Source organism: Streptomyces sp. NPDC048269 (assembly GCF_040652395.1).
Lineage (GTDB): Bacteria > Actinomycetota > Actinomycetes > Streptomycetales > Streptomycetaceae > Streptomyces.
In genome coordinates, this window is record NZ_JBEZLW010000023.1 from 40,108 (window position 1) to 52,142 (window position 12,035).

The following is a 12,035-nucleotide window of genomic DNA, read 5'->3' on the forward strand; positions in this document are numbered from 1 at the left end:
GACCGCCCCGGCCGTCGGGCAGAGGTGCGGAGGTCAGGACGCAGGAGGGCAGGACTCGGGAGGGCGGAAGGGTCGGCAGGGCAGGGTTCAGGAGGGCAGCGAGATGCTGGCCGCGGCCATCCCGAAGTCCGTGCCCCAGACGCGGGTGGACAGCGCGTCGGGGAGCCCGTGGAGATCCTCCTCACGGTAACGGCGGCACTTCCGGTGCCAGTTGAGGATGCCCGCGAGCCAGTCCTGGAGCTCGCCGACATAGGCGTCGAGCCCGGCCCGGGCGTCGGCGTCCAGCTTCCAGTCGTCGTAGAGCAGCGGCAGCTGGTCGGCGACGATGTGCTCGAACTCCTCGGTGCGCTGCGTCATCAGCGCATGGCAGATGTGCAGGGCCTGCGGGTATCCGATGTCGAAGAAGTTCCGGGTGACGAGCACGAAGTTGTGCACCTCGCCCTCGACTTCCACCTCCTTCTGGTACGAGAAGATGTCGTTGAGCACGCAGGCGGTGTCGGCGGCCGCGTTCTCCAGGGACCGGATGGTGCCCGAGGCGTAGATCTCGTCGGGGATGCCCCGCCCCGCCTGGCCGAGCCGGCACAGGTACATCGTGAGGTGCGAGCCGAAGGTGTGCCGACGCATCTCCGCGTAGTCCACCGGGTCGGGGATGCGGTTCAGGATCTGGTTCTCCGCCTCCCACACCCAGCTTTCCAGCATCCGCACGAGGGTGGCCCGGAACTCGGCGCGGACGGCCGGGCCCATGCCCTGGCTGGTCCGCACCCACAGGTCGGCGAGGGAGCGCTCCATCGCCGTCAGCGGGACGCCCCGCTCGGCGTGGTCGACCGGGATCATGCTGATCAGCCGCGCCGTGGTCGCCTTGGCGGCGGCCAGGTTCTTGGCCTGCGCGAACATCACCGGGTAGTAGTCGTCCCCGTACGTCCCCCAGGTCAGCCAGCAGGCGTTGAGCAGCAGCGCCTCGGGCGTGGCGTCCGGGTCGATGCCGGCCGAGCAGAGCGCGAAGTCGTAGCCGCGCAGCTTCTGTTCGTTCCAGATGGCGGATCCGGGGTCGCCCGGCTGCGGGTGCAGCAGGCCCATCCGCCGGGCCCAGGCGACGGATCCCTCGCGGGCGTGGTCCAGGTGGGGGCTGAGGGAGAGCGTGAACGGCATGTAGACGTCCGGGATCACGGACGGGCCGGTGCGCTCGAACGGGACGTGGGTGAAGGACCGGCGGCGCATCTCCATCGAGCGCTGCGTGAACACGGACCGGAGGTCGAGCGCCGTGGTGCCGAGCCCGGAGGGGAGGAAGGGCAGGGTGAGCGGGGCGGTGGCCCGGGCCTCCTTGTTCATGTAGCGGCTGGAGACCATGTGCCATTCGTGGCCGCCCGACTGCCAGTCCTGGAGGCCCTTGGCGTAGGCGAGGACGGCCGCGATCTCCGCCGGGTCCATGGCGTGGTCGGCGAAGAGCTGGGGGAGCTCGGCCAGCGCGGTCTGCTCGAACTGCTGGAGGCGGGAGGTGAGCAGATCGTTGGCGGCCTCGGCGGCCTCCTGCGTGGTGCAGCCGAGGAAGGTTTCCAACACCAGTACGGCGTTGGACAGTTCACCCTCGTGGGCGACCTCGCGTTCGTAGGAGAAGAGGTCGTTCCTGATGTGCACGGCGTCGGAGAAGGCGTCGCGCAGCACCCCGAGCGGCCGCGCGTGCGCGACGCGCGCCGGGACTTCGGCGGAGACGTACTCGGTCAGGCCTGCCGACCAGGGGGCGCCGCCCACCTTGCGGCGCATCTCGATGTATTCGAGCGGGTTCGCCACGCGCCCGATGTTGATGTTGGCCAGTTCCCACATCGACTCGTTGAGGAGGTTCCTCGTGGACTCGGAGAATCGTTCCCGCCAGTCCGCCGACATGGCCGGTACGGTCCGCTGCCAGAGGTCCGCGAGCCCCGCCTCCACCGGGTTGGTGGGCTCGGGAAAGCCGTCGGCCAGGTCCATCGGCATGAAGGCGGCGAGCTTGTCGAGGTAGTCCTTGGCGCCGTCGCGGTCCTGCGAGCGCTTGTACGTCTCCAGGAAGTGGTCGTCGAAGAAGAACACCCACACGTACCAGTCGGTGACCAGGGACAGCGCCTCGCTGCCGCAGTCGGGGTGCGTGTACGAGCACAGCAGCGCGTAGTCGTGGGAGTCGAGGTCGCTCTCCTCCCAGACGCCGGAACCCTCCAGCATCCCGAGTGCGCGGGCCCACTGCTTCGTGTGGACCCTCGCGTCCTCCAGGTGGGGGTTCAGTCGCGCCGGATAAGGCACGTAGAAATCCGGCAGTTGGAACGGCTGCGTCACGGCGGGGTCGGCCTTTCGTCCATGAGTGCGGGGGCCGGTGAGCCCGGCCCCCGCACGAGATCAGCAGTGCCCTACCCCCGGTGCCCGGGGGATAAGGGGGAGTTCACCGCTTCAGGTGACGGACGCGTCGTTCTGCGCCGGTGATGCCTGGCACGGGATAGAGACGCCCTGTGCGGGCCGGTCGCCGTACTGGGCGGCCTGGATCCGGAACATGGTGGCGTAGCGGCCGTTCAGCGCCAACAGCTCGTCGTGGCTGCCCTGTTCGACGAGCCGGCCCTCGTGCAGGACGTAGATGACGTCGGCGTACCGCACACCCGACATCCGGTGCGAGACGAGGACGACCGACCGCTGCGGACCGGCCAGGCCGCGGATGCTGTCGAAGGCGGCGATCTCCGCCTCCGGGTCGAGGGCGGAGGTGGGCTCGTCCACGATGAGGACGCGGGCGTCGCGGAAGCGGGTACGGGCCAGGCCGAATTTCTGCCACTGCCCGCCGGACAGCTCCGAGGCCCCCCTGAACACCCGGGCGAGCAGGGTCTCGTAGCCGTGCGGAAGTTTCTCCACGACCCGGTCGGCGCCCGCGTGCCGGGCGGCGGCGACCACTTCCGCCGCCTGGTCCACGGCCCCGTCCGGGCCCTCGGCGGCCGGCCTGCCGATGGCGATGTTGGTACGGGCGGTCATTATGTTGGCACTTCCAGGTGTCTCACAGGCCCGATGCTCGTTGGGCATGGGGAGACCGTCCCGCAGGGCTCACGGGGGTGTTGGGTGGATTCCGATTTTGACGCATCTGACGGTGTCGAGTTGTCACACACGGTGGCCGAGGCAGTAGTTGCCTCGCATCGGACTTCGTTCGAGCAGACCGCGCCCGGCTCACTCCCGGACGCCGTCCATGTGCTGCGCCGAGCAGGCGTCACCGAACGCGTTCCGTTCATCCTGGCACCCGACGGGTCGTACGACCTCCCGCTGAACCGGTTCATTCGGGAGTTGCCCGAGTGGGGCGTGAAGTCGGAGAACGGGGTCAGTGGTTACTGCTCGGACATCATGCTGATCTGCCGTTTCCTGCACGAAGCCCGGGGTGGGAAGAGCATCTGGCAGATGGACGGGGACGATCTCCGGGCCTATAAGCAGGCCCGGCTGTTCGCGGCGGATCCGGACGACCGGATCAAGGAGAGCACCTGGGGTCGGGCGATGGCCGCGTTGGACAAGTGGGTGCGCTGGTCGTTGTACGAGGGCCTGTTGGAAAAGGAGCCCTTCCGGTACGTCGACAAGACGGTGATGACTGCTCAGGGCGCCAAGCAGATCCGGGTGATTGCCGAAGGCGAGGTTGAATGGCATCGCGAGCCGATCACGTTCGTGCCGTACGAGGAGTACCTCCTGTGGCGGGATGTGGGGCTGCTGGGATGCCTGCCGGGCGGCGGACCTGATCCCAAGTGGCGTGGGCGCAACGGCGAGCGCAACGCCTTGTTCGCGGATCTGCTGGTGTGCACCGGGATGCGGCTGGGTGAGGCGTCGAGTCTGCTGGTCCCCGAGCTGCCGACGCTCGCGCCGGAGCGCGGCGACCTGCACCTGTCGGCGGCCGTCACCAAGCGGCACCGACCTCGGACGGTGTTCATGCGGCGACAGGTCTTGCGGGAGCTGCACCACTACCTGGCCATCGAGCGCGATGAGCTCGTCCAGCGCCGTGGTCTCGGCGGCGCGTACGAGAACTGGGAGGATCCGCTGCTGGTTCGTCGGGCCAATCGGCAGGCCGTTGTTGTTGAGGGTGCAGGGCGATCCTGGGCGTACTCCTCGATCGATGCTGACCGGCGGCGTCGGGTGGTGTCCGTCGACGCCCATGGGCACCGGCCGGCCCACTGTGGCTCTGGCTGGGCGAGGACGGACAGCCGTTGCGGAGCTCGACCCTGGCAGTCGGCGTTCCGGAGGGCCAACGAGCGGTGCGCGAAGTTCGGTGTCGACCTTGAGGTCCATCCGCACACGCTGCGGCACACCTTTGCGGTGCACATGCTGGGTCTGCTGCTGCGGCAGACGGTGCGTGCAATGGGGATGCAGGAGGACCGTCGCTTCACCCTCGCCCAGATCAAGCGGATGCTGATCGGCAATCCGATGCGCAAGCTGCAGCTGTTGCTCGGCCATGCCCGCGAGGAGACCGTCTACGCGTATCTCGACGTGCTGGATGAGGCCCAGGAGATCGTGCTGTCAGCTCTTGCGGAATGGGACGAGCAGGCCGCGGCTCTCGACCAATTGCACGTTCCCGCTGCGAGGGCGGCGCTGTGAGCGCGCGCCGCGTCCGGTTCTCTGCGGCCGAGGAGGTTCCCGCGCCTTGCGAGCCGGTGCCCCAGCTGGGGCCGGTGGTGTTCACAGTGACTTTCAGCGGGCTGGAGGAGGTCGTCGACCTGTCCGACCTGCCGTGCCCCCGCCTCACCCGGGCATTGGCAGAAGCCCTGGTGCAGTCGCCCGTAAGCCGGGGGTCGGTGCAGAACCGGAAGCGCTTTCGGCGTTACCTGCTCGGCACCGTGCGCCAGTTCATCGCCCTCGCGGCAGCAAGTGCGCCAGAGCTGGCGGACGACCTGGATGTGGACGACCTGGAACCCGAACTCCTGGACGCCTACGAGTCGATGCTGATCGCCGAGTACGGCCAGGACAGCAAGGAGCCCTACGTCATCATGTCGTGCCTGGTTGCCTTGCTCCGGTTCGTCCGGGAGGCCCACCCGGGCGGGATCGATCCGGCCTTCGCCGCGCGCCTCGGCTATGCCACCGCGGACGCGAACCGGCGTCGTATGAAGCCGCTGGACTCCTATCCGCTGCCGGTCTTCGAGGCGATGGAAGCCGCCGCGCTCGCCAGCGTTGGAGAGATCCGCGACCGGATCCTGGAGGGCGAGCACCTGGCAGCCACCGGAAGTGATCCGGCCGTCCACGGCTGGGACCGCCTCGAGAACATCCTGTGGCACACCGAGCACCACGGCCCCCTGAGCCCTGTCCACAGCCGCATCCCGGGGGTCATCCGGCACGGCGGTATCCGCGAGATCAACACCCGCCTGTTCCTGACCAACGAGGACGTGATCCCCTTCCAGATCCTGCTGGCCTGCCAGACCGGCATGGAACCCGAAGGCATCAAGCAGCTGCAGACCGGCTGCCTGGCCAACCCTGCGCGCGGCTACGTCAGTCTGGCCTACGTGAAGCGTCGGGCTCGGGGTAATCCCCACAAGACCTTGCGGGTCCGCGACAGCGGAACCCTCCGGTCTCCCGGCGGCGTCGTACGCCTGGCCCTGCGCCTCACCCGGCGGGCCCGCGGACTGGTCGAGGCCCCGGACCTGTGGGTGACCGTTTCACGTCGGACCGGTGAGGTGACGGCCCGCTTCGTGGAGCGCATCGTCGTCGACACCCCGTACCGGCGAGCATGGATGGATGCTCACGGGATCACGGGCATGCAGGACAGAGGAGGAGCCTCCGTCACCCTGGACCTGCGGAGGCTGCGCAAAACCTACAAGTCGCAGCAGTACCTGAGGGCCGGCGGGATCCTGCCGGACTTCGCAAGCGGTCACACACCGGAGGTCGCAGGTAGGCACTATGCCGACATCGGTGCGCACGAGGAGATCCATGACCAGGCGGTGGAGGCGGGCCTGGCCCAGGCGCTGGCTGTCGTACTGCCGTCGCCCGTGATCCTGGACGACGACGGCCGGCGCCTGGACGAAGGAACGGTGGAGATCGCCCCCGATGCGGTTCGCGATGCCCTGTCGGGGGCGACGGATGTGTGGCTGTCCTCCTGTCAGGACTTCTTCGCCTCCCCCTATGCGGTCAAGAGGGGAGCGCCGTGCCCGGTGCCGCCATGGGTGTGCCTGGAGTGCCCAAATGCCGTGTTCGGCACCCGCCACCTGCCAGCGGTGCTGTCCACTCTGGCCACGATCGAGCGTCAGCGCGAGGAATTCTCTGCTGCTGAATGGCAGAGCCGCTTCGGGATCGCGCACCAGCGGATCACCACCGGCGTGGTGGCCCGGTTCAGCACCGCGCAGATCGCTACCGCCCGAGCTATCGCCGAGGGCGACGGGGTCCGCCTCGCCCTTCCGCCTTCCTTCTTGGAGGTCTTGAGGTGACGACTGCTCACGACCCCGCTCTGGAGCCTGCGCTCGAAGCCGACGAGGAGTACGTGCTTCCCGCCCACATGACCGCTGGCCTGGCCGATAGGGGACCACGATTCAGCGACGACGTATGGGACTTGCGTCTCGTCCTGCCCCGGACCGCTATGAGTACACGCCTGATGTTCACCGGATTCGCCCCGGGGGAGGACCGGCAGACTGCCAAGGAATACCTTACTCTCGGCTGCGGCACCCGTCCGGACGGATGGGCCTGCCGATGAAGCCCACCGGCGCCTACGAGGAACTGACATTGTTCGCCCGCGTCCTGCGGGACCTACGCGGCGTCGGTGCGCCACGGCTGCGCGATGTCGAGCGGCACCACCTCACCGCTGCCCTGGCCGTGTGGAAGCAGGAGAGTGCGCATGCGGCCAGTGCGGCAGTCCGCCTGCTCCAGCACGTGGCCGCACACAGCGCTTTCCTGACCCGCGACCGGTTGGGCCTGGTCCCCTGGGTGGGACGATCCGCCAAAGCAGTCGCCGGGTTGGACAAGCCGACCGAGAACACGACCCCGCGCATCCCCGAAGATGTGATGCGTGCATTGCTAGGCGCTGCCCTCTTCTACGTGGAGACCGCCAGCCGGGACATCTTCGCGGCCCAGGAGGAGTTGGCCCGTCTCGAACAGAACTGGAGCCGTCGCTCGAAGGCTAGTGACGGCGAGGTCATGCAGCGGCTGGATGCTTTCATCGAGGCGCGCCGGGCCGCGGGCCGTGGTCTGCCCGCGCTCCCCCGGGCCCTCGTGCACACCAAGCCGGGGGCCCGGATCGTCGACGGGGTGGTGCAGGCCCCCAACCTGCGCATGCTCACCTTGCTCCTCCGCGCCGGGCACATCCACCATTTGCTGCCTCGGATCATGGAGGCGGGTCAGGAGCTGGGCTGGGAGGACGGCGGCCTGGGCACGAGCATCTCGCCGTGGCCGGCCACGGGCCTGCCCTGGCGCCCGGAGATGTCGCCAGCGACCCTGGCCGCCGAAATCGTCAGCCTCCGAGTGGCCTGCTGGATCGTGATCGCTTACCTGTCGGGCATGCGCGACGTGGAGGTGCGCGAACTTGGCCGTGACTGCGCATTCACAGAACCGGGAGCCGACGGCCGCCCGCGCCACAAGCTTCGCGGTCGTGTCTTCAAGGGACGCCGTCTCAGTGGGGACGAAGCCGAGTGGGTGGTCCTCGACGTCGTCCATCGCGCAGTCGAGGTGCTGCTTCACATCAACGACGACCCAACCCACCTGTTCGGCTACACCGGAGGCCCGAACGTCGGCTACGTGATGCTGCGAGCTGTCCCCGGTCGCCTCGCCGTCTTCTGCGCCCACCTCGACGACCTGTTCGGCACCGAGGAGGGACCCTACCTCCCGCTCGTCGCCACGTCGGCTTCACCGGTGGAACCAGCCCCAGAGACCGAAGCCGAAGCCCCGGGAGAGGACCAGGAAACGCCCCAGCGGGAAGGGTGCAATGCTGCACAGCAGGAAACGCAACTGATGCCCTGGGCGTTCAACACCCGACAATTCCGCCGTACGCTGGCCTGGCACATCGCACACCAACCCTTCGGGGTCGTCGCCGGCACACGCCAGTACAAACATGCCGCATTTGCGATCTTCGAGGGCTACGCGGGGACTTCGGCCTCGGGCTTCGCCGATGAGGTCGCCGCCGACCAGATGGTGGCCAGGCTCGACTACGTGGAGGACCTCTTCCACGACTGGAACGACGGCGGTAAATCTGCGGGCGGAGCGGCCCAACGCATCGAGGCCGAGTTCGACCGCATCCGGGCCGAACTGGGCGACCTGCCCGGTGTGGTGTCCAGCCCTGTACGCCTGCGCGCGATGCTCAATAACCTGACCCGCACGTTGCACCCTGGCCTGCTCAACGACTGCTTCCACCAGGCCGAGACGGCCGTGTGCAACAAGCGGGCCAAATCCGTGGGACGGCCGCTGCCGATGCTGAGCATGTGCCTCCAGTGTCCCAACTCCCGCCGGTCCGCCATCCACCTGCCCCGACTGGCTCGGGCCCGAGACCTCGCCCACCAGGACTTCAGCGACCTGGACACCCTGCCACCCCTCCAGCGGATCGCCATCACCGAACACCTGGCCTCGCTGACGCGACTGATCGCCGAGATCAACGACGAGGGAAGTGTCACCGCATGACGTCCAGCGATGCAGGCCCGACTGTCTTTGCCCGCCTTGCCAGGGAACACCCTGACCTGAGCGAGATCGACCGCCGTATCATGCGGGCCTTCGAAGAACTCGCCGACGGCCGCCCGCAGACGACCGACGGCGCTCTGACCGTCGTCAACATCGCGGCGGAGGCTGGCGTAGGCCGGGCCTCGTACTACCGTTCTCCGGTCGCTGCCGCGATCAAGGAGATCCTTGCGGCCCCCGAGGTGAGACGTCCTGAGGTTGACGAACTCAGGGCGGAGATCGCACGCCGACGGGCGGCCGAACGTGACCTACGCAAGGAAAAGGCCACCGAGATCCGCGAACTCAAGGACACGGTGACCGTCTACGCCAACCACATCCAGGCATTGACCTTGCGAAACGCCGAACTGGAGGAGGATGCGCGCAAGCTCCGGGCTCAGGTCGACGAGGCGACCCGAGGAGCGGTGCGTCCACTTCGGTAGGTAGCAGGCAGGACCCACGTGCTTCGAAGGCCGCGAAAAATGGTCAAGAATTGCGGTTCGGGGCCAGCGTTGATCTCCGAGCCTCTTCTACTACGGTCGTTGTGATGGCAGTGGTTTGAGCGCAGGCCATCGGGTGAGGAAGCGGTCGCGCATGTCCGTGCTCAGGCGGCTCAGGCCGGTGAGTTCGCTGTGGTCCGAGGTCATTCGTGCGACGACGCCGAGCCGGTGGACCAGCCGCTGCCGGGCGGTCGCCGTGCCCCATTTCCAGTCGTGGCCGGGAATCCGGGCGAGATGATCGATGGTGCCCCGGTGGGCCCGCTCGACCAATGCGTCGCCGCGGACGAGCCAGCCGGCGCACGTGTCGGCAAGGTCTCCCGTCACCTCGGTGCCGGTCGCGGCGCGCCAGGTCGTCAGATAGGCCGCCTCGGCTTCCTCCAAGAGCGCTTTGGGTGTTGCGGTGACGCACCAGCAGGTCGGGAAGCCGATGCGTAGATAGGCAAGCTCCACGATTCCGTTGCCCAGTGATGCCTGTTCGAAGTCGATGAATCGGACCCCGCTGGGGGTGTGCAGGTCATTGCCGGGGCACGGGTCGCCGTGGAGCAGGCTGTGCCCTGGTGCCCGGGTCAGCCGGTTCACCAGGGCGTCGAGTTCGGTGGGTACACGGGGCGGGACCGGGACCGCCAGGTCCTTGGCCAGGGAGAAGAAGGAGCCGATGTCGTCCGTGGTCGGGCCCGACCACGAGGGCAGAAGGCCGACATCCTGCGGCCTCGTAGCCGCGTGCAGGCGGGCCAGAGCCGTGGCATAGTCGATCGCCCAGTCACTGGAAGGGCGGTGGTGACCCAGGTGTTCCAGGACCAGGACACGCTCGCGCGGATCGGTGGCGAGCAGGCGTGGCACCACGGGCGGGTCGACTCGGGCGGCGAGCTGCAACGCATCAACCTCGCGGGCATACCGCTCAGCGGCGTCCGGACCCTCGACGATCTGCTTGACGACCGCCAGAGTTCCGCTGAGCTCCACTCGCCAGACGCGTGATCGCGGACTGCTGCTCAGTCGGCGGGACTTCTTGGGATCGCCCAGTTGTGTCCGTAACTCGTCTCGAAACGGCAGCCTCGACAACATGCGCTCATCCTAAGCTCCATGGTGGTCAACAGCCATGTGATCCCGCCGGGTTGACGGCTCTACCCGATCCTGCGGCTTACGCGCCCGCCACGACGCATCGAGACTCTGCTGGCGATGAGACAGCCGCCCTTGGGACACCTTGACAGATCACATAACGGTCACCGGCCAGCGTTCGAAGTCCTGGGTGAGCAGGGCGACCCGGTCGAAGACCTGCTCCCGGTCGGCGTCCCCCACCTCCACCCCGTCCCAGGTCAGCGATCCGGAGTCGGGCAGGTGCAGACCGGCGAGGAGTTTGACGAGGGTGCTCTTGCCGGAGCCGTTCTCGCCGACCAGGGCGACGACCCTGCCCGCCTCGATGGTGAGGGAGACGCCGGTCAGCGCGGGCTCGTCCCGGTCCGGGTAGCTGAAGCCCACGTCGACGAGCCGGAGCGTACCGAGCCGCTCCTCCAGCGGGAGCCCGCCGGACGGGATGGCGCGGCGGCCCGCCTCGGCGACGAACCGCTCCATGTCCCGTACGTACAGGGACTCCTCGTGCAAGGTGTTGGTGGTGGCGACCAGCGCGCCGAGACTGGCCGAGCCGGTGCGCACCGCGATCACGGCGGTGCCGGCGACCGCGAGGTCCATCCTGCCGGAGACCATGAGCAGGCCCATCGCCGCGTAGGTGACGAGGGCCGCGACGCCGGAGAGCGCGGCGGCGAGCAGTTCGGTGGCGGCCTTGTCCTTGGCGAGGCGGGTGGCCTCGCCCTCGGCGTGCTCGGCCATGTTGCGGTAGTGGCCGAGGAGGTAGTGCCCGACTCCGTGCACCCGTACCTCGGGGGCCGATGTACGGGAGATCAGCAACTGGCCGATGAGCCGGGCGGCGCGGACGTGCTCCACCCAGGTGATCATGGAGAGGTAGCGGCGCTGGGCCACCCGCATCGCGCCCCAGCCGCGCGGCGCGGCGATCAGCAGCAGCATGGGCAGCAGCAGCGGGTGCAGCACGGTGAGTACCCCGGCCGTGGCGACCAGGGAGATCAGTCCGCCGAGGGTGGCCACGCAGGCTCCCACGGTCCGGCGGGCCGAGGGCGGCCCCCACTGGGCGCTGTCGAGCAGCCGCCGGAACTCTCCGTCCTCGATGGCTTCGAGCTCCACCCCGACGGCGGCCTGCAGGTACTGCACGTGAGCGGCCCGCTCCACCTTGGGCTCCAGCCGCCCGGCGGCCGCCGTCGACCACGAGGCCAGTACGGCGCCCAGTACGGCGACCAGCGCGCCCGCGGCCAGGGCGGGCAGGGCGGCGTGCAGCCGGTCGGCGGCACTGCCCGCGCCGAGCAGGGTACGGAGCACCAGGCTGAGGACGAGCAGCCCGACGGCGGAGGTGATCCCCTGGCCGGCCTCGGCGAAGGCGACGGTGAGCAGGGCGCGCCGGTCGGTCTCCCAGGCGAGCCGGAGCGTCCCGCCTGCCATCCGGGGCATGGAGCGCAGGGTGGTCAGGAGCCGGCTTTCCAGCTGGGCGTAGTCGTGGTTGGCCCAGCCGGCGTCGTAGCGCAGCGGACCGCCGAAGAGCCGGCGCTCACTTTCGGAGACGGCCGGTTCGGCGGGCGCGGGCCGCTTGAGGAGCCTCATGCGCGGCCACCTCCGCCCGGTGCCGGGTCGAACGCCACATGAACGTGCACGGATCGCAAGATTCCTCCCGAGGTGCCGCGGCTGTGAACTGACAGCCGGAAGAACGTGGCTGTTCAGAGCGGCGTCACGGGGGCGCGGGGAGCGAATGTTCGTACAGAGTTCCGGTGCGGCCGGGGATCCCAAGGGGCAGCCGGGGACGGGGTCGTGACGCGGCGTTCGAACCACTCGGAGGTGGGGATGACCCCCTTCGAGGGATTGCGTCGATCGAACGCC

General features: G+C 68.7%; 6 protein-coding genes and 2 pseudogenes. 4 read left to right on the forward strand and 4 right to left on the reverse strand.

Translation table 11 applies throughout. The features are described 5' to 3' along the window. Positions 1-87: 87 nt before the first annotated feature. Together AB0D48_RS23665 and AB0D48_RS23670 are read right to left on the reverse strand one after the other, a co-directional pair. A complete protein-coding gene (locus AB0D48_RS23665) occupies positions 88-2,304 on the reverse strand; it encodes a germacradienol/geosmin synthase (RefSeq protein WP_362400254.1) in 2,217 nt (738 codons plus the stop codon). Positions 2,305-2,415: 111 nt separating this feature from the next. Then, positions 2,416-2,982, reverse strand: a pseudogene (locus tag AB0D48_RS23670) (ABC transporter ATP-binding protein); the annotation flags it as partial. Between the two features lie 132 nt (positions 2,983-3,114). On the opposite strand from AB0D48_RS23670, the gene AB0D48_RS23675 reads away from it, so the two are divergent. The 4 genes from AB0D48_RS23675 to AB0D48_RS23690 all read left to right on the forward strand — a co-directional run bounded on the left by AB0D48_RS23675 (position 3,115) and on the right by AB0D48_RS23690 (position 9,041). Next, entirely contained in the window at positions 3,115-4,575 is a 1,461-nt protein-coding gene (locus AB0D48_RS23675) for a site-specific integrase (RefSeq protein ID WP_362400257.1), read from the forward strand. 77 nt (positions 4,576-4,652) lie between these two features. Beyond that, positions 4,653-6,392, forward strand: a complete 1,740-nt coding sequence (locus tag AB0D48_RS23680) for a hypothetical protein (protein ID WP_362400260.1) — start codon at positions 4,653-4,655, stop codon at positions 6,390-6,392. 247 nt (positions 6,393-6,639) lie between these two features. Next, a complete protein-coding gene (locus AB0D48_RS23685) occupies positions 6,640-8,568 on the forward strand; it encodes a hypothetical protein (RefSeq protein WP_362400263.1) in 1,929 nt (642 codons plus the stop codon). Further along, a complete protein-coding gene (locus AB0D48_RS23690) occupies positions 8,565-9,041 on the forward strand; it encodes a hypothetical protein (protein WP_362400266.1) in 477 nt (158 codons plus the stop codon). Before AB0D48_RS23685 ends, AB0D48_RS23690 begins: the two co-directional genes overlap by 4 nt. A gap of 90 nt (positions 9,042-9,131) precedes the next feature. On the opposite strand, the gene AB0D48_RS23695 is transcribed toward AB0D48_RS23690, so the two are convergent. Next, complete coding sequence (locus tag AB0D48_RS23695; protein ID WP_362400269.1) at positions 9,132-10,160, reverse strand: aminoglycoside phosphotransferase family protein; 1,029 nt, start codon at positions 10,158-10,160, stop codon at positions 9,132-9,134. A 150-nt stretch (positions 10,161-10,310) separates the two neighbouring features. Then, a pseudogene (locus AB0D48_RS23700) lies at positions 10,311-11,762 on the reverse strand (ABC transporter ATP-binding protein/permease); the annotation flags it as partial. Positions 11,763-12,035 lie beyond the last annotated feature (273 nt).